Origin of the sequence: Metabacillus indicus LMG 22858, assembly GCF_000708755.2 — a bacterium.
Taxonomy (GTDB): domain Bacteria; phylum Bacillota; class Bacilli; order Bacillales; family Bacillaceae; genus Bacillus_P; species Bacillus_P indicus.
In genome coordinates this window covers 1,734,461-1,753,275 of the sequence record NZ_JGVU02000002.1, presented here as the reverse complement: position 1 = coordinate 1,753,275, position 18,815 = coordinate 1,734,461, and the positions used below count along the sequence as shown (strand labels likewise).

The window sequence follows — 18,815 nt, the reverse complement described above, 5'->3', positions numbered from 1 at the left end:
TGGGGAAGTACTCAAGTGGCTGAAGAGGCGCCCCTGCTAAGGGTGTAGGTCGCGTAAGCGGCGCGAGGGTTCAAATCCCTCCTTCTCCGCCAGAAGGCATGCTCCGGCCCGTTGGTCAAGCGGTTAAGACACCGCCCTTTCACGGCGGTAACACGGGTTCGAATCCCGTACGGGTCATCATTAAGAAAAGTGTTGCACATTGTGCAGCGCTTTTTTTGTTGTTAGAAAAGATAGCCGTTATGAAAAACGCCGTAAAGCGTACCTATCCTCCACAATGATTCCGTCAACGGGATCTCGACTCCCATAAGGCAGCTCAGACTATCTCCAAGGAACGAATGAACCCTGTATCCCCGTTAAAATATGACTTCAAAAAATCCTTCTTTCCCTTAAAATATGTTTTCAACAAATAATATATATTTCTGTTACTCAAAAAGGTTTGAATGTTTTTCATTAGAGGTATAAGTAATGGTAATAAAGAAACCGTGATTAAAAGGTCGTGAAAATTTCGACAAATATAAGAGGATTTGTCGAATTAACTGTTTTTGTGATATAGCATACTGCATTTGCTGAGATTGTATTTTTTTGTTAATATGACCGGATTTTCTCATCGAATATGACTTATTTAGTAAATAAGACTGATGTTCATTTCACCAACATTCTATCCTTCCTTCCTTTCTTTATTCGACATCATTTTAAAAGTATAATGTTTTGAAAAATGAATGGCTGTTCATGACATTTCGTGTCAATAAGTAGAAGCGCTTACAAAAAAGGTAATCCTTCCTTCTGATTGAAATAAGAATTAAGATTACTTTATAGAAAGGGTGATGGGAATGAATCTTGCTACGCCAACTGATTTTGAGGTGCATCTTTTCCATGAAGGAAATTTGTTCAGAGCTCATGAATTGTTTGGTGCCCGCAGCAGCGTGCGAAACGGTGTGAGCGGAACAGTATTCACAGTTTGGGCTCCTCATGCGCTTGAGGTGCGGGTTGCAGGTGATTTTAATCACTGGGACGGCACTGGACACAAGCTTGAGAAGCTGAATGAACAGGGAATCTGGTCTGCTTTTATTGATGGCATCGAAGAGGGTGATCTCTATAAATATGAGATTATCACTCAAAAGCATGAAAAAATTCTGAAGGCTGATCCATTTGCCTTTTATTCTGAGCTGAAGCCAAATACAGCTTCTGTTGTTTACAATCTTGGAGGGTATAAATGGAATGATAAAAACTGGCAGAGAAAAAAACGCCAAAAGGAAATTTATCAGCGCCCTATGTACATTTATGAACTGAATATCTGCTCTTGGAAAAAGAAAGAGGACGGCAGCCTTTATACATATTTAGAGCTTGCGGATGTCTTGATTCCGTATGTTCTTGAGCATGGGTTTACACATATCGAGCTTTTGCCGATTATTGAGCACCCATATGACCGTTCATGGGGATATCAGGGCACGGGCTATTATTCGGCTACAAGCCGTTACGGCACCCCGCACGACTTGATGACATTCATAGATCTTTGCCATCAGAATAACCTGGGAGTCATTATGGACTGGGTACCAGGCCATTTCTGCAAAGATGCACACGGACTTTATTTCTTTGACGGGGAACCGGTTTTTGAATATGAGAAATTTGAAGACAGGGAGAACATCGTCTGGGGTACGGCGAACTTTGATCTTGGAAAACCGGAAGTGCAGAGTTTCCTGATTTCAAATGCTCTCTTCTGGCTTGAAATGTTCCATATCGACGGTTTCAGGGTTGATGCTGTTGCCAATATGATTTACTGGCAGAATACGGATGAACCTCACGAGAATGCGTTCGCGGTTCAGTTTTTAAGAAAACTGAATGAGAAAGTGTTTGAGTACGATCCTTCCGTACTGATGATTGCGGAAGATTCTACGGATTTTCCTCTTGTAACATCTCCTGTCTCTGATGGAGGACTGGGATTTAATTATAAATGGAATATGGGCTGGATGAACGATATCCTCAAATACATGGAAGCCCCTCCAGAACAGCGGAAAGATCTTCATCACAAAGTTTCTTTTTCCCTGATCTACGCTTTCACAGAGAATTTTATCCTTCCGCTTTCACATGATGAAGTGGTCCATGGAAAACGTTCGCTGCTGAATAAAATGCCGGGTGACTACTGGCAGAAATTTGCACAGTACAGACTTTTGCTTGGTTATATGCTTGCACATCCAGGCAAAAAGCTGCTGTTTATGGGCGGAGAATTTGCCCAGTTTGATGAGTGGAAAGACCTTGAGCAGCTTGACTGGGTGCTTGATGACTTTGACATGCATCAAAAATCAAGAGTTTATGTTAAAGAACTGCTTGCCCTGTATAAACGCCAGCGTCCGCTTTATGAGCTTGACCATTCGCAGGAAGGCTTTGAATGGATTGACGTCAATAATTCAGACCAGAGTATTTTTTCTTTTATCCGTAAAGGGATTAAGCCGAACGAACAGCTTGTTGTCGTTTGTAACTTCACTCCTGAAACGTACCATGACTATAAAGTCGGAGTGCCGATTGATACCAGATATGTTGAAACGCTGAACAGCGATGATGCAGTATTTGGAGGGTCGGGCCAGATCAACAAGAAAGAACTGAAAGCGCAGGAAGGCAAGATGCATAATCAGCCTTACCATATATCAATGACCATTCCGCCATATGGAATATCCATATTACGCGCAGTTAAAAAACGAGAGGAGACAATCAACCATGGTGAAAAAAAAGTGCGTCGCAATGTTATTGGCAGGAGGAAAGGGTAGCAGATTAAGTTCACTGACACAGAATCTGGCGAAACCGGCTGTTCCTTTTGGAGGAAAATACAGAATCATTGATTTTACACTGAGCAACTGCTGCAACTCCGGCATTGATACAGTTGGTGTGCTGACGCAGTATCAGCCGCTTGTCCTGAATTCCTACATCGGAATTGGAAGTGCATGGGATCTTGACCGGAAAAACGGGGGAGTAACGGTTCTTCCTCCATACGCTGAATCTTCAGAGGTGAAATGGTACAAAGGAACAGCAAGTGCCATCTATCAGAATCTGAATTATTTAAGACAGTATGATCCTGAATACGTGCTCATTTTGTCAGGCGATCATATTTACAAAATGGATTATTCCGACATGCTTGACTATCATATCGAAAAGGACGCCGACGTTTCTATTTCGGTAAAAGAAGTTCCATGGGATGAAGCGAGCCGGTTCGGAATCTTAAATACTGACGCTAATCTTGAAGTTATAGAGTTTGATGAAAAACCTCAAAATCCTAAAAATAATCTTGCTTCCATGGGAATCTATATCTTCAAATGGTCCATTCTTAAGGAGTTTTTGGAGATGGATGAGCGCAATCCATATTCAAGCCACGACTTTGGAAAAGATGTTCTGCCGCTGCTTCTTGATGAAAAGAAAAAGCTTGTTGCGTATCCATTCAAAGGCTACTGGAAGGATGTCGGCACAGTGAAAAGTCTGTGGGAAGCAAACATGGACCTTTTAAAAGCCGATCCTGAGCTTGATCTTTTCGACAATAACTGGAGAATTTATTCTGTAAACCCGAATCAGCCGCCGCAGTATCTGTCAGAAGGCGCAGAAGTGACGGAATCATTAGTAAATGAAGGCTGTGTCGTATACGGCACCATTCATAAATCGGTCCTTTTCCAGGGTGTAACAGTAGGACAGCACTCTTTCCTGAAAAATACGGTCGTCATGCCTGATGCTGTCATTGGCAATAATGTTTATATTGAGAATGCGATTGTTCCGTCGGGGCTTGTTGTGCCGGATGGCATGGTCATTCGTTCGGATAAAGATATTGATGAAGTCATTTTAGTAACGGAAGAATTAGTCGAGCAAACGGCAGGAGCGTAACCGCTAAGTACGATGTGCGTGTCAGCAGTGAAATCCTATTTATTTCCGATGAAAAAAAACGAATGCGAGAGGTGGAACAGCTATGAATCAAAGGATGCTGGGAATTATTGATGCAACAACGTATACAAATGCCATCGAAGACTTGACGGTAAATCGTTCAATGGCAGCGGTCCCGTTTGCAGGACGCTACAGATTAATAGATTTTATCTTATCGAATATGGTGAACTCGGATATTGACAGTGTAGCAATCTTCCCGAAATACCAGTACCGTTCTCTAATGGACCATCTTGGTTCAGGAAAGCAATGGGACTTAAACAGAAAGCGTGACGGACTGTTCTTTTTCCCGTCACCGCATTTAAATGATCAATACAGCGAGTTTGGATCGATCCGCCAGCTGTCAGATCATATTGATTATTTCCTCAGAAGCAAGCAGGAATATGCGGTTATTGCAAACAGCTATACCGTCTGCAATATCGATTTTAAAGATGTTCTTGCCAAGCACGTGAAAATGGGCTGCGACATAACAGAAATCCGCAAAGACGGCGAGTCCCTGCAGATGTATGTCATGTCAACAAAACTATTGCTGAATCTGATTCATGACAATAACCAGACAGGATATAAAACGATAGCCCAGGTAATCATGGATAATACCCACAAGCTCATGATCTGTGATTATGAATTTGACGGATATGTCGCCATTATTGATTCGACTGAAAGCTATTACCGCCACAGCCTTGAAATGTTGAAGCCGGAAGTCTGGCAGCAGCTGTTCCTGACAAATCGTCCTATCTTGACGAAGGTAAAGGATGAGCCGCCTGCACGCCATGGCCAGAACGCTATTGTGAAAAATTCCATGATTGCAAACGGCAGCGTCATAGAAGGGCATGTTGAAAACAGCATTATTTTCAGAGCCGTTCATATTGGAAAAGGAACCGTTGTGAAAAACGGCATCATCATGCAGAAATCACAGATCGGTGAAGACTGTGTTCTTGAAAATGTCGTGCTTGATAAAGATGTCAAAGTTGGAAGCGGCATTGAACTGAAAGGAACATCTGATCTTCCGGTTGTCCTCAGAAAAGGAACGGTACAAGGAGCGCTGATGAAATCGTGAAAGTATTATTTGTCGTATCGGAATGTGTTCCCTTCGTAAAGTCCGGAGGCCTGGCCGACGTTGCGGGAGCACTGCCGAAGGAGCTTAAGCGCCTCGGGACTGACATAAGAGTAGTCCTGCCTAAATACGGGCAAATCCCAGAGCGCTTCCGCTCCAAAATGAAGAAAGTGAAGGAGATTGTCGTTCCTGTCGGATGGAGACGGCAATATTGCGGTATCGAGCAGCTTGAATTTGAGGGTGTCACGTATTATTTCATCGATCATGAATATTATTTTAAGCGTGATTCTTTATATGGCCATTATGATGACGGGGAACGGTTCTCTTTTTTCTGCAGAGCCGTTCTTGATTCCATTAAGGCGGTTGACTTCCAGCCTGATGTGATCCACTGTCATGACTGGCATACAGGTATGGTTCCATTCCTTCTGAAAGAGGAATATGCCTCGCAGTCTTTTTATGAAAATATGAAAGCAGTCTTCACGATTCATAATCTGCAGTTTCAGGGGATTTTCCCGAGAGAAATTCTGTACGACCTGCTGGGCCTTGATGACCGTTATTTTAACAATGATCAGCTTGAGTTCCACGGCATGGTCAACTTCATGAAAGCTGCTCTTGTAGCATCTGATTTGATCACGACGGTAAGCCCGACATATAAAAATGAAATTCAGACCCCATATTTCGGAGAGCGTCTTGACGGTCTGCTGCGGGTTAAGGAAGCGTCTCTTGTCGGGATTCTGAACGGCATCGATGACACGATCTACAACCCCGGGGATGATCCGTACATAGCATTCCCTTATGACGAGCACAGAGCTCAGAATAAAGCGAAAAACAAAAAAGAGCTTCAAAAGATGTTTGGCCTGCCTGAAAAAGAGGATACGCCACTCATGACAATGGTTACGCGGCTTACTCAGCAAAAAGGACTTGATCTCGTTGAACGCGTGCTGCATGAGATGCTGCAGTCTGATATGCAGATGATTATCCTTGGAACCGGAGAAAAGAAATTCGAGGATTTCTTCCGTCACATGGAATGGCTCTTTCCGGATAAATGCAAAGCATATATCGGCTTTGATGAGCCTCTTGCACACCGCATTTATGCAGGGTCGGACTTCTTTCTGATGCCGTCGCAGTTTGAACCGTGCGGACTTGGACAGCTGATTGCCCTCCGCTATGGATCCATTCCGATTGTAAGGGAAACAGGCGGACTGAATGACACTGTCACATCCTACCGGGATGATACAGGTGAAGGGAACGGGTTCACCTTCACAAATTTCAATGCGCATGATATGAAGCACACAGTCGACCGTGCATTTTCTGTTTATAAAAACAAAACCATTTGGAACAGCCTTGTCAAAACAGCTATGAAGGAAGATTACAGTTGGGCGCAGTCTGCGTTTAAATACAACCAGCTTTACGCTGATTTAATGACTAGGAGTGGGAGTCATGTTCTCTGACAAAAACGAGTTTAAGAACAGTTTTCTGAAGCGTCTGGAAATGATGTACGGAAAAACGTTTGCTGAGTCGACAAAACGCGACCAGTACCAAACGCTTGGAAACATGGTAAGAGAACATATCAGCAGCCATTGGATCCAGACAAATGAATGGAACCGCGCAAGCAATAACAAACAGGTCTATTACCTGTCAATCGAGTTTCTGCTTGGCAGGCTGCTTGGACAAAATCTGTTAAACCTGGGGATCCGGGAAGTTGTGCTTGAAGGGTTTGCTGAGCTTGGCATTGATCTTGAGGAGATCGAGGAAAGCGAAGCAGATGCAGGCCTCGGCAATGGCGGTTTAGGCCGCCTTGCTGCCTGTTTCCTTGATTCGCTGGCATCTCTCAACCTTCCGGGCCATGGCCTTGGAATACGCTATAAACACGGCCTATTTGACCAGAAAATCGTCGATGGCTATCAGGTGGAGCTGCCTGAGCAGTGGCTTAGACACGGCAACGTCTGGGAAGTGCGAAAGCCGGATCAGGCCATTGAAATTCCTTTCTGGGGAAAAATCGAACATGTCATGGAGGATGGAAAGCTTGAATTCCGTCACGTTCATGCAGAAAACATAATGGCTGTGCCTTATGATATGCCCGTCATCGGCTATGAAACAAGCACGGTCAATACTCTGAGACTGTGGAACGCTGAACCGTCTCCAAATCCGCCAAACCGCGACGTGCTTGCGTATAAACGCGAGACAGAAGCTGTTTCTGAATTTCTGTATCCGGACGATACACATGATGAAGGGAAAATTCTTCGTCTGAAACAGCAGTATTTTCTGGTCTCTGCAAGCCTGCAGTCCATCATAAGATCCTACCTGAAAAAGAATGACACACTGCATGAATTTCACAAGCATGTAGCCATTCATGTCAATGATACACATCCGGTTCTGGCCATTCCTGAACTGATGCGCATCCTTCTTGATGAAGAGCACATGGAATGGGAAGAAGCCTGGAACATCACCGTTGGCACAATCTCCTATACAAATCATACGACACTGTCTGAAGCACTTGAAAAATGGCCGTTGCATATCTTTAAACCGCTGCTGCCGCGAATTTATATGATTGTTGAAGAAATAAATGAAAGATTTTGCAGAGAATTGTGGAATCGTTTCCCGGGAGACTGGAAGCGGATTGAAAATATGGCGATTATTGCGCACGGTGTCGTCAAGATGGCTCACTTAGCCATAGCTGGCAGCCACAGCGTCAACGGAGTAGCCAAAATCCACTCTGATATCCTGAAAAACAGGGAAATGAAGCTGTTTCATCAAATCTATCCTCAAAAATTCAACAATAAAACGAACGGCATCACTCATCGCAGATGGCTGCTGAAGGCCAATCCGGAGCTGACAAGTCTGATAACGGATACGATCGGGACAGACTGGATTAAAAAGCCCCATCTGATGATTGAACTGAAGCGGCACATTTACGATCCGCTGCTGAAAGAACAGTTTGCAGCTGTAAAACGAAAGCGAAAGAAAATTTTAGCGGACATTATTGAAAAAAATACTGGCATCAAGGTAGATGAAAATTCCATTTTTGACGTTCAGGTTAAGCGCCTTCATGCCTATAAACGTCAGCTGCTGAACGTGCTGCACATTATGTACCTGTACAACAGGCTGAAAGAGGATTCTAATTTCTCGATTCATCCGAGAACCTTTATCTTTGGGGCAAAGGCATCACCAGGCTATTATTACGCCAAGAAAATCATTAAGCTGATTAATGCACTTGCCGACAAAGTAAACAATGACCCGAAAGTTTCAAAAATGATGAAAGTCATTTTTATGGAAAACTACAGAGTGTCATTGGCGGAGCATATTTTCCCTGCTGCAGACGTCAGTGAGCAAATCTCAACAGCCAGTAAGGAAGCATCGGGCACAGGGAATATGAAGTTCATGATGAACGGCGCCCTGACTATAGGAACTCTGGACGGTGCAAACATTGAGATTCTTGAAGAAGTCGGGAAGGAAAACATTTTCACATTCGGATTAAAGGCTGAGGAAGTCTTGAACTATTATGAAAATGGCGGATATCGCTCAAGCGAATATTATCACCATGATCTGAGGATCAGGCAGGTGGTAGACCAGCTCACAAATGGATTTTTCCCTGATACGGAAGATGAATTTGAGGCGATAAAAGACTCCTTGCTGTATGAAAACGATCAGTATTTCGTTCTTCGGGATTTCGCATCATATGTGGATGCACAGGATCAGCTTGAAAAAGCCTATCTAAATCAGGATAAGTGGCTTGAAAAAGCCCTGTTGAACATTGCGCATTCCGGTTATTTTTCCAGTGACCGCACCATTCATGAATATGCAGACGGCATTTGGGACATCCAGCCGATTCCTGTCTTACATTGAAATTGAAAAACCCGCTATTAGCGGGTTTTTTTCTGCGGCGGTAAAAACAAGCGCACAAAACGCTCTGTTTTACTCTGTATAAGGATCTTTTTCGTATGCAGGCAAATCACCGAACGGCGTCATCAGACCTTCTTCATCAAGTGTGTGTTCATATTGCCTGTGCTGAATGGACGGATATACGGTTACATTCTTTCCTTCAATATCTGTGGCAGCGAAGTTTTCGTAATCTTCGACATAGCCTGTCGGATCATCATTTTCCATGTAAACGTCATTATATGAGTCGACGGGATATTCAAGGTCTGAAGGTGTTTCGGAGTTTCCGTACCGCTCGACGTCCTGATACGTATCTTCTGCATCATAAGCTTCAGAATCGCTCTCATCGTACTCAAACTTACCAAAGGCAGGCTCCAGGACATCTTCTTCAATTGGGCGCTCATAGGAAACAGCCTGTTCAGGCGAGTGCTCCTTGCAGGTGACGGCTGTCGGGAGCACTTCAAGCCGTTCTTCGGGAATGTCCCGGCCGCAAACCTCGCATTTGCCGTAAGTGCCATTCTTGATGGCTGAAAGAGCCCGGTTCACATCACTTAATTCCTCTTCTGCATGCTCGTTAAGGGCAATATCCTTCTCGCGTTCATAAAGTTCCGTGCCTTCATCTCCCGGATGATTATCATAGCTTGAAAGCTCTCCTGTTGAATCATGCCCGAAGCTCTGTTCAAGGCCATAGTGGCTGTTTTCTTTAAGATGCCGTTCCAGCTCCGCTTTTATCTCTTCAAGAACAGAGCGATAGGAAGCCATTTGTTCACTGCTCAGCATATCCATCACATTCCTTTCCACGTCTAGCAGCTTTTAAGTTAATCGCTTTTCTTAGTATGGTCAAAAGGCGTGTTTTCATGTTTGAAAATGAAAGTTTCCTGGTTCTGCATGTGAAAAAAGCCAAAATAAAAAGGCCCCGTAAGAGGACCTTTTAGATCGTGCTGATAAATAATCCGATCGCAAGCAAAAAGCCGAACTGGATGTTTGTTTGAGCCGTAGCTTTCATAGCAGGCATCATTTCAAGCGGAAGTGATTTTCCGATAAACTTCTTGACCGCACTGTATGCTTTAGGCGTGCTGATCAAAACAAGCAATGCCCATGCTGACAGATAGCCAAATGCAATCATGGCAAGAATGACAGCGTAAGAAGCGGCAAACGTGGCGGCAAGGAAGATGATGGCTTTTTTGCGGCCAATTAGAATGGCCAGTGTCTTCCGTCCATTTTCTTTGTCGCCGTCAAGGTCACGGATGTTGTTGGACAGCATGATGTTTCCGACTAAAAAGGCAATTGGTATGGAAATGATTACACTGATAGCAGAAATTGTACCTGTCTGGATATAATAAGCGAGCAGAATGATGACCATTCCCATAAAGAATCCCGCTACAAGCTCTCCAAAAGGAGTGTATGCAATCGGAACAGGGCCTCCTGTATAGAAGTATCCTGTCGCCATGCAGATCAGGCCGATGACAGCAATCCACCAAGTGGACTCCATACAAATGTAGATGCCAAGCAAGATGGCGATTCCGAAGAAGCCGAAAGCAAGGTTCAGTACTGTTTTTGGCTTTACGCCGTTTCGGACGATTGCTCCGCCGATTCCGACAGAGTTTTCATTGTCGAGACCGCGCTTAAAGTCGAAGTATTCATTAAACATGTTGGTTGCAGCCTGAATCAGAATGGATGCAAGAAGCATGGCAAGAAACAGGGCCGCATGTATACTGCCTTCATTTAAGGCAAGAACTGTGCCGATCGTAACGGGTATAAAGGCTGCTGAAAGGGTATGCGGCCTGAGCAGCATCCACCATACTTTCCAGCTTTTATCCGGTTTGATGGAAGGCATGTTCTGAGTTGTGTGAGATTGTGTGTGCATCTTTTTCTTCCTCCCCTAGTTGAAGCTGACTAAAGCTGACAGCTTCCCAAAATTAAGTGTAGGAAATTTACAATATTGTGTCAATCCTTTTACAGATGTTTGAACATCGGGGTCTATTCCAGCACCTGAAAATTCTTCCTTGAGAGCTTTTCATTTTAAAGTGATGCGGGTAGTAATATAATAAGGATAATAGTCGTTCATTCTATTATACCATTTCTTTGGGAAAGTACTATTGACACCTCTTTCCTCTGGGGTGTATCTTAATATAAGCGATTTTTCGGTTTTGGAGGGATTTCCAATGATTACGGCGTTAGAACATACATTTACAGAGAAATTGAAGGGTGCTTTGGATGAAGCGGGACAGTTAGAAGAGCCGGTGATCCTGAGTCAGGTTAAAACATTGCATGAGATCAAGAATCCCCTCCAATTTTATGCGGCTGGCGAACAGCATTTTTCAGGAAGCCGGTTTTACTGGGCCACTCCGGGTGCACGGTTTACGATCTGTGGTCTGGGCAGCGAATGCACAGTGGAAAATGATGCTGTAAGCGACCGTTTTGGGCGCATTGAAACGGAATGGAAGCGCTTCAAAAAGATTGTTCACCATGAAGATAGTGAAAGTTTTCACATAGGTACAGGCGCCCTGCTTTTTGGCGGCTTTTCGTTTGATCCGCATAATCGGAGCAATGAGCAGTGGAGCCACTTTCCGGAATCTAAGTTTTTTCTGCCTTCTGTGATGCTTACGGTGAAGGAAAATGCATCCTATTTAACCATCAACCGGATAATCAGGCCGGATGACGAGCTTGAGGACTGCGCGCTGCACTTTACGGATCTTGCAAATAAAGTACTGGCAGCACAGCAGCCGGTGAGCATGGAACCCGCCGGCAATTATTCGCTCGAAGAAGAAGATACACAAGAATGGATGTCCGCTGTCGAAAAAGCTACAGCTTCCATTAAAGGAGGCAAGCTTGATAAAGTGGTGCTTGCACGGGAGGTCAGTGTTTCTTATGAGCGTGATATAAATGTCTATGCAGCTTTAAATAAGCTTCAGATAGAACAGCCTGGAAGCTTTATTTTCTCGATTGAAATCGGCAGCAAGTCTTTCATCGGGGCTACACCTGAGCGGCTTATTAAAAAAGAAGGCAGCAGACTGCTTTCAACATGTCTTGCAGGGTCGATCAAAAGAGGGGATACAAAGCACGAGGATACAGAACTTGGCACTGCCCTCTTAAATGATGAAAAAAACCTGATTGAGCATGACATTGTCGTCAAAATGATCAAGGATTCTTTTGAGGAGTGCTGCAGTGAAATCAGGGTGCCGGACGGTCCGCAGCTTTTAAAAACAAAAAATATCCAGCATCTGTATACGCCGATAGAAGGCACAATGCACGGCGGCAGGTCGCTGCTCAGCTTAGTTGAAAAGCTGCATCCAACGCCTGCACTCGGAGGGTATCCAAAAGCAGGTGCACTTGAGATGATCAGAGACATTGAGCCGATGGACAGAGGATGGTATGCAGGTCCGGTTGGATGGCTGGATTCAGACAACAACGGGGAATTTGCAGTGGCCATCCGGTCAGGGCTGATAGACGGGGAACAGGCATCCCTTTTTGCAGGATGCGGAATTGTAGCAGAATCGGATCCGCAGTCGGAATATCAGGAAACACTCATTAAACTGAAGCCGATGCTTTCTGCTCTGGGAGGTATGCAGCATGAGCAAATCTAAATCACTTACCCTTTATGCAGCAAATTTTGCGGATGAGCTGGCAAAAGCGGATGTTACAGAAGCCGTCATCAGTCCAGGATCAAGGTCAACACCGATGGCGATGCTGATGGCAGAACACCCTGATATCAACATTCATCTTATGATCGATGAAAGGTCCGCAGGCTTTTTTGCACTGGGGCTTTCCAAAATGCTGAATAAACCGGTAGCGCTGCTGTGCACATCCGGTACTGCAGCTGCAAATTATTACCCTGCTGTCGTGGAGGCATTCTATTCAAGAGTGCCTCTGCTTATTTTGACGGCTGACCGTCCTCACGAACTGCGGGATGTTGGAGCTCCCCAGGCGATTGATCAGATTCATTTTTTCGGACGGTATGCGAAGTGGTTTGCAGACATGGCAATTCCTGAACAAACGGAAGGAATGCTTGCCTACAGCAGAATGATGGCTGCCAGGGCAGCAGGCAAAGCATTGTCATCTCCAGCTGGTCCTGTGCACCTGAACCTTCCATTTAGAGAACCGCTGATTCCTGATTTTGACTTAGAGGACATTTGGAAGAATGGCAGCGGCAGAACACAGCATGTCACCATTAAACCGGGACAGGCAGTTCTTCATGACCCTGAAATAGAGAGGATTGCCGAGTTGCTTTCCGGAAAAGAAAAAGGACTGATTGTGTGCGGGGAAATACGTGATCCGCTCTTTACTGACGCTGTCCTTAAACTTTCAGCAGCTTTAAAATATCCAATACTTGCAGATCCCCTTTCTAACTTAAGAACAGGATCTCATGATAAATCTGCAGTCATTGATGGATACGATGCTTTTATGAAAGATGATGAACTTCTAAATGAGCTGAAACCGGACGTCATAATCCGTTTTGGATCGATGCCGGTTTCAAAGCCGCTGTTCCTGTTTCTGAAACGATCTCCTGAGATTCTGCAGCTGGTGGTCGATGGACAGGGGGGGTTCCGGGAACCTACTCTCATGGCTTCTGAAATGATTGAATGCGATGAAAGCTGGTTCTGTGAAAGTCTGTCGGGCAGGGTTTCTCCTGCAGAAAATGAACAATGGCTAAAGACGTGGCAGGAGACAAACAGTGCAGCACGTAAGATCCTTTCCTCTCCGGAAGACGGACCGGATGCCATGTTTGAAGGAAAAGTCTTTTCCGAGCTGCAAAAGGCCATGCCCGAGAAAAGCCATATGTTTGTCGGAAACAGCATGCCGATCCGTGATGCTGACAACTACTTTTTAAATTCAAATAAGCGTATTTCTGTACACGCCAACCGGGGGGCAAACGGGATAGACGGAATCGTCTCAACAGCCCTTGGAATGAGTGCGGCTGCAGAAGATCCGCTTTTCCTGGTCATTGGAGACCTTTCCTTTTACCATGACATGAATGGGCTGCTGGCTGCAAAAATGCACAAGCTTGACATGACGGTGATCCTATTGAACAACGACGGCGGAGGCATTTTTTCCTTCCTGCCCCAGTCAAAAGAAGAAAAGCATTTTGAAACGCTTTTCGGGACCCCGACCGGTCTGCATTTTCAGCATGCTGCTTCGCTCTATGATGCGGCATATACCCAGCCTGAGACCTGGGAGGCATTTAGAGATGACGTTGAAAACGCCGCTCGCCGCAAGGGGCTGAATATCATCGAAGTCCGTACGAACCGCCATTCCCGTGTCACGATTCATCGAAACTTGATGAATCGTGTTTCCCAGGAAATAAGAGAGATGATGCGGAAATGATGGTGAAGATAAGAGGGATTTCTTACTCGGTCGAAACGTATGGAGAGGGCCGGCCCCTTGTGCTTCTGCATGGTTTTACAGGATCGGCAGAAACATGGCATCCGTTTCTTGAAATGTTTCAATCCTGCCAGGTGATATTAATTGACCTGATTGGTCACGGCAGGACCGATACTCCGGCAGATTACCGCCGGTATTCGATGGAGGAGACGGTGCTTGATCTTCATGCACTTTTCAAGGAGCTAGAGCTGGATAAACCTGTGATTGCAGGCTATTCAATGGGAGGCAGGGCAGCCTTGTCCTATGCTGTGCGCTATCCTGAAACAGTCAGCAAACTGATTCTTGAAAGCTGCACACCCGGGCTCCTCTCGAGAGAGGAAAGAAAAAAGAGACAGCAAAGTGACAAGGAACTTGCCGAAATGATTTCAGAAAAAGGAATTCCGCATTTCGTGCAGCATTGGGAGGAGATTCCGCTGTTTGCCTCCCAAAAAGAACTGCCTGAGGCCATTCAGAACAGAGAGCGCAGCAAGCGGCTTAAAAACAATGCAGCCGGCCTGTCAAACAGTCTTCTCGGGATGGGGACGGGCTCACAGACTCCTGTCTGGACCGGTCTTTCTTCCCTTCATATCCCTGTCCTTCTCATCTGCGGAGAGCGGGATGAGAAGTTCTGCAGGCTTGCAGAAGAGATGAAAGGTTTGCTCCCTCTTTCGACATATATTAAAATGAAAGATGCAGGTCATGCAGTTCATGTGGAACAACCGCAAATCTTTGGTAAAATAGTAAATGAGTTTGTTAATAAGTAAACGTATTCAAAAGGAGGCTGTACGCGATGACAGTAGAATGGGTAGCTGAACGCAAGTACGAAGATATTTTATATGAAACGTATAATGGGATTGCCAAAATCTCGATTAACCGCCCGGAAGTACATAATGCATTCCGTCCAAAGACAGTGATGGAGCTGATTGACGCTTTTGCCTATGCAAGAGACGATGCAAATGTGGGAGTCATCATTTTAACAGGCACAGGCGAAAAGGCATTCTGTTCCGGAGGAGACCAGAAAGTCCGCGGACATGGCGGATATGTTGGAGAAGATCAGATTCCAAGGCTGAATGTTCTTGACCTTCAGCGCCTGATCCGTGTTATTCCGAAACCGGTTATCGCGATGGTTGCAGGATACGCAATCGGAGGCGGACATGTTCTTCACATCGTATGTGATCTGACAATTGCAGCTGACAATGCTGTATTCGGACAGACTGGACCAAAGGTTGGAAGCTTTGATGCAGGATACGGTTCAGGATACCTTGCCCGTATTGTGGGACATAAAAAAGCCAGAGAGATCTGGTTCCTCTGCCGCCAGTACAATGCACAGGAAGCTCTGGACATGGGTCTTGTCAACACAGTAGTGCCTCTTGAAAAACTTGAAGAAGAAACCGTTCAGTGGTGTGAAGAGATTCTTGAGAAGAGTCCGACTGCCATCCGCTTCTTAAAAGCTGCATTTAATGCGGATACAGACGGACTTGCCGGCATCCAGCAATTTGCAGGTGACGCAACGCTTCTTTATTACACGACAGATGAAGCAAAAGAAGGAAGAGACGCTTTCAAAGAAAAGCGCAATCCTGACTTCAAACAGTTCCCAAGATTTCCTTAAGGACATGCAGCAGCTTGATGAGTTCATCAAGCTGTTTTCTTTTATGCAAATTTGCCGAAGCTACTAGCATATGAAAGTTGGTGAAAACATGACAATGATGCCAAACTGGCTGATGCAGAGGGCTTTTTTGACGCCCGAACGAATCGCGGTTGCAGCTGAGGAAGAAACGGTAACCTTTCATGAACTGCACATCCGGACACTCCGAAAAGCAGCCGCCATGCAAGGAGAAGGCATGGGAAAAGGGAGCCGGTGTGCGGTTCTTATGAAGAACAGTCTTGATATGGCCGTCACCATTCATGCTCTTGCCTATATTGGGGCACAGGCCATATTGCTGAATACACGCTTGACAGCAGCAGAGCTTGACTATCAGCTGCGTGATTCAGAATCAGAGTATCTCCTGTACCATCATGCCCTGGAACATCAATGGGAGAAGCCAAGCTGGATTTCTATAGACAGCAGGAACCTTGAAAGTCTTACAGAAACTGAAATGTTTGAAAAAACATTTCATCTGGATGAGACGGCGACCATTATGTATACATCCGGCACGACAGGGAAACCGAAAGGCGTGATGCAGACCTTCGGGAACCATTACTGGAGCGCTTCCGGATCCTCTTTAAATCTTGGACTTCATCATGATGACCGCTGGCTTTGTGCGGTTCCTCTTTTTCATATCAGCGGTCTTTCCATTTTAATGAGAGGAATTATTTATGGAATGACCGTTGTGCTTCATGAAGCATTTCAGCCTGAAAAAGCAAATAAGGCGATCATGGAAGAAGGAGTAACCATTGCATCGGTTGTGCAGGCAATGCTGACCCGGATGCTTGAAGACCTTGGTGATGCAAAGTTTCCAGACAGTTTGCGGGTCATGCTGCTTGGCGGAGGCCCGGCGCCCATGCCTCTTTTAAAAGAGTGTAAAGAAAAATCCATTCCGGTCTATCAGACTTACGGAATGACAGAGACTTCCTCTCAAATTGTCACCCTTTCTCCGGAATACAGCTTTTCAAAGCTTGGATCTGCCGGCAAGCCTTTGTTTCCGTGCCGGATTAAAATCATGAACAGCGGAGCAGAGTGTCCTCCTATGGCTGAAGGAGAGATTTACGTCCAGGGTCCAAATGTCACAAAGGGCTACTGGAAGCGGGAAAGCACGTTTCACGACGGCTTTCTTCCTACAGGGGATATCGGCTATCTTGACGAAGATGGGTTTTTATTTGTTTTAGACAGGCGTTCAGATCTAATTGTTTCAGGCGGTGAAAATGTGTATCCTGCCGAAATAGAGGCGGTGCTCCTGTCGCACCCGTCTGTACTTGAAGCGGGAGCAGCGGGAGCAGATGATCCAAAGTGGGGACAGGTGCCAGTAGCATATGTGGTTTTAAAGGAGCATGTGAGCGAAGCTGAACTGCTCTCGTATTGCAGAGAAAGACTTGCAAAATATAAACTTCCTTCCCGTATTTATTTTAGAGACAGCCTTCCGAGAAACGCTTCGAGCAAGCTGATGCGGAGGATGCTTGCGGATGGAGGCAGGCATGATTGACGTCCGGAAAGTGACCCTTCACCATCTGGAGATGAATCTCGTCTCTCCCTTCAAAAACAGCAGAGAAACGGTTCACCGGCGGGAGAGTATTCTGGTTGAACTGGAAGATTCCTCAGGATCCACAGGCTGGGGGGAGGTTGTTGCCTTTTCATCCCCCTGGTATACCGAAGAAACCATCAAGACATGCCATCATATGCTGACATCTTTCTTGATTCCGGATCTTCTCGGTCAAACGTTCCAGCATCCGGAGTCCTATGCAAATTCCCTTCAGTGGATCAGGCGGAACCAAATGGCAAAGGCATCAATTGAATCTGCTGTATGGGATTTGTATGCGAAGCTTCTTGGCAGGCCGCTTGCAGACGTACTTGGCGGGACCAGAAGTCAGATTGATTCCGGAGTTGTTGTGGGAATGGCGCCTGCAGCAATGATGCTTCAGAAGATAGAGCAGCATATCGATGAAGGATATAAAAGAATAAAAGTAAAAATCGAACCGGGGATGGATGTTGAACTGCTTGAAGAAATCAGAACCCGTTTTCCGGATATTCCTCTTATGGCAGACGCCAATTCAGCTTATACACTCAGTGATCTCGGGCATTTGAAAAAGCTTGATTCCTATAATCTGATGATGATTGAGCAGCCGCTTGGCCATGATGATATCATCGAGCATGCGGTCCTGCAGGCTGAAATCAAAACGCCCATCTGCCTGGATGAGAGCATCATCACCTTCAATGATGCGAAAAATGCGATCCAGCTTGGAAGCTGCGGAATCATTAATATTAAACCAGGCCGAGTTGGAGGGCTTGCGGAGTCAAAGAAGATTCACGATCTCTGTGCGGAAAAAGGCATACCTGTCTGGGTAGGCGGCATGCTTGAGACTGGCGTTTCACGGGCACATAACATTGCTCTCGCCTCTCTATCCGGTTTTTCCATTCCAGGTGATATCTCTGCATCTTCACGGTATTGGGAGGAGGACATCATTACACCTGAAGTGAAAGTGGACAAAGGATTGATTGATGTTCCGGCAGCAGCGGGAATCGGGTTTGAAATCGACAGGACGAAATTAGAAAAGTACCGCACCTTCAAAGAGGAATTCACCCTGTAAAAAGGTATTTTACCCTAGGGGAAAATGAAGTTTTTCAAATCAAAAACGTGATTTTCCCGCTTTGCTCAGTTTTGCGTTATATGATAAAAAGAGAGTGTAGAGTGATTCGGCATCATTCTAACAAATACCCTCTCTGCCCTTTTTAAGCCAGCTGTCTTCGGATAGCTGGTTTTTTTGTCGAGAATCTATGATTGACAGACAGAGGGAAATGCTTTAAATTTTGCATAAGGGCAAAAAACTTATACTTGTCAACAAATTATGAAACAAGCTAACTTATTGGCACCCAACCTATCTTTCTTTCATATGATGCTTCAGCGAAAGGAAGACTTTTTTTACCTTAAAATTTGCATATGGGAAACATTTG

Annotated in this window: 13 protein-coding genes and 2 tRNA genes; 13 read left to right on the top strand and 2 right to left on the bottom strand. The window is 45.2% G+C overall.

Going from position 1 to position 18,815, the window contains the following annotated elements; all coding sequences use genetic code 11:
- The first annotated feature begins 1 nt into the window (after position 1).
- The 7 genes from AZ46_RS12240 (at position 2) to AZ46_RS12210 (ending at position 8,815) form a co-directional block, all read left to right on the top strand.
- A tRNA-Ser gene (locus tag AZ46_RS12240) sits at positions 2–92 on the top strand.
- 13 nt (positions 93–105) lie between these two features.
- Positions 106–177: transfer RNA gene (locus AZ46_RS12235), tRNA-Glu, on the top strand.
- Between the two features lie 653 nt (positions 178–830).
- Positions 831–2,762, top strand: a complete 1,932-nt coding sequence (glgB, locus tag AZ46_RS12230; protein ID WP_029278745.1) for a 1,4-alpha-glucan branching enzyme — start codon at positions 831–833, stop codon at positions 2,760–2,762.
- A complete protein-coding gene (locus tag AZ46_RS12225; RefSeq protein WP_087946352.1) occupies positions 2,716–3,861 on the top strand; it encodes a glucose-1-phosphate adenylyltransferase in 1,146 nt (381 codons plus the stop codon). Before glgB ends, AZ46_RS12225 begins: the two co-directional genes overlap by 47 nt.
- 82 nt (positions 3,862–3,943) lie before the next feature.
- Positions 3,944–4,972, top strand: coding sequence for a GlgC family sugar phosphate nucleotidyltransferase (locus AZ46_RS12220; RefSeq protein ID WP_029278748.1), 1,029 nt, complete (start codon positions 3,944–3,946; stop codon positions 4,970–4,972).
- A complete protein-coding gene (glgA, locus tag AZ46_RS12215; RefSeq protein WP_029278750.1) occupies positions 4,969–6,420 on the top strand; it encodes a glycogen synthase GlgA in 1,452 nt (483 codons plus the stop codon). The genes AZ46_RS12220 and glgA overlap by 4 nt, the downstream gene beginning before the upstream one ends.
- Entirely contained in the window at positions 6,410–8,815 is a 2,406-nt protein-coding gene (locus AZ46_RS12210) for a glycogen/starch/alpha-glucan phosphorylase (RefSeq protein ID WP_029278752.1), read from the top strand. Before glgA ends, AZ46_RS12210 begins: the two co-directional genes overlap by 11 nt.
- A 69-nt stretch (positions 8,816–8,884) precedes the next feature.
- Here AZ46_RS12210 and AZ46_RS12205 read toward each other — a convergent pair whose 3' ends face one another.
- Together AZ46_RS12205 and AZ46_RS12200 are read right to left on the bottom strand one after the other, a co-directional pair.
- A complete protein-coding gene (locus tag AZ46_RS12205) occupies positions 8,885–9,628 on the bottom strand; it encodes a TraR/DksA C4-type zinc finger protein (RefSeq protein WP_029278754.1) in 744 nt (247 codons plus the stop codon).
- Between the two features lie 151 nt (positions 9,629–9,779).
- Positions 9,780–10,715 (bottom strand): 1,4-dihydroxy-2-naphthoate polyprenyltransferase, encoded by a 936-nt coding sequence (locus AZ46_RS12200; RefSeq protein ID WP_029278755.1) that lies wholly within the window; start codon positions 10,713–10,715, stop codon positions 9,780–9,782.
- Positions 10,716–11,013: 298 nt separating this feature from the next.
- Here AZ46_RS12200 and AZ46_RS12195 point away from each other — a divergent pair, with 298 nt between their 5' ends.
- From AZ46_RS12195 to menC, 6 genes are all read left to right on the top strand, one after another.
- Entirely contained in the window at positions 11,014–12,435 is a 1,422-nt protein-coding gene (locus tag AZ46_RS12195; RefSeq protein WP_029278756.1) for an isochorismate synthase, read from the top strand.
- Positions 12,422–14,173 (top strand): 2-succinyl-5-enolpyruvyl-6-hydroxy-3-cyclohexene-1-carboxylic-acid synthase, encoded by a 1,752-nt coding sequence (gene menD, locus AZ46_RS12190; RefSeq protein ID WP_029278758.1) that lies wholly within the window; start codon positions 12,422–12,424, stop codon positions 14,171–14,173. Before AZ46_RS12195 ends, menD begins: the two co-directional genes overlap by 14 nt.
- Positions 14,170–14,973: a 2-succinyl-6-hydroxy-2,4-cyclohexadiene-1-carboxylate synthase gene (gene menH, locus AZ46_RS12185; RefSeq protein ID WP_029278760.1), complete on the top strand. Its 804-nt coding sequence runs from the start codon at positions 14,170–14,172 to the stop codon at positions 14,971–14,973. The genes menD and menH overlap by 4 nt, the downstream gene beginning before the upstream one ends.
- A 26-nt stretch (positions 14,974–14,999) precedes the next feature.
- Positions 15,000–15,818, top strand: a complete 819-nt coding sequence (gene menB / locus AZ46_RS12180; protein ID WP_029278762.1) for a 1,4-dihydroxy-2-naphthoyl-CoA synthase — start codon at positions 15,000–15,002, stop codon at positions 15,816–15,818.
- An 88-nt stretch (positions 15,819–15,906) separates the two neighbouring features.
- Entirely contained in the window at positions 15,907–17,349 is a 1,443-nt protein-coding gene (locus AZ46_RS12175; RefSeq protein ID WP_029278764.1) for an o-succinylbenzoate--CoA ligase, read from the top strand.
- A complete protein-coding gene (gene menC, locus AZ46_RS12170; RefSeq protein ID WP_029278766.1) occupies positions 17,342–18,451 on the top strand; it encodes an o-succinylbenzoate synthase in 1,110 nt (369 codons plus the stop codon). Before AZ46_RS12175 ends, menC begins: the two co-directional genes overlap by 8 nt.
- Positions 18,452–18,815 lie beyond the last annotated feature (364 nt).

Excerpts from the sequence above, each read along its gene's own strand:
- glgB (WP_029278745.1), top strand. The coding sequence starts at position 831 with ATGAATCTTGCTACGCCAACTGATTTTGAGGTGCATCTTTTCCATGAA.
- AZ46_RS12220 (WP_029278748.1), top strand. The coding sequence starts at position 3,944 with ATGAATCAAAGGATGCTGGGAATTATTGATGCAACAACGTATACAAAT.
- AZ46_RS12210 (WP_029278752.1), top strand. The coding sequence starts at position 6,410 with ATGTTCTCTGACAAAAACGAGTTTAAGAACAGTTTTCTGAAGCGTCTG.
- AZ46_RS12205 (WP_029278754.1), bottom strand. The coding sequence starts at position 9,628 with ATGCTGAGCAGTGAACAAATGGCTTCCTATCGCTCTGTTCTTGAAGAG.
- AZ46_RS12200 (WP_029278755.1), bottom strand. The coding sequence starts at position 10,715 with ATGCACACACAATCTCACACAACTCAGAACATGCCTTCCATCAAACCG.
- AZ46_RS12195 (WP_029278756.1), top strand. The coding sequence starts at position 11,014 with ATGATTACGGCGTTAGAACATACATTTACAGAGAAATTGAAGGGTGCT.
- menD (WP_029278758.1), top strand. The coding sequence starts at position 12,422 with ATGAGCAAATCTAAATCACTTACCCTTTATGCAGCAAATTTTGCGGAT.
- menH (WP_029278760.1), top strand. The coding sequence starts at position 14,170 with ATGATGGTGAAGATAAGAGGGATTTCTTACTCGGTCGAAACGTATGGA.
- menB (WP_029278762.1), top strand. The coding sequence starts at position 15,000 with ATGACAGTAGAATGGGTAGCTGAACGCAAGTACGAAGATATTTTATAT.
- AZ46_RS12175 (WP_029278764.1), top strand. The coding sequence starts at position 15,907 with ATGACAATGATGCCAAACTGGCTGATGCAGAGGGCTTTTTTGACGCCC.
- menC (WP_029278766.1), top strand. The coding sequence starts at position 17,342 with ATGATTGACGTCCGGAAAGTGACCCTTCACCATCTGGAGATGAATCTC.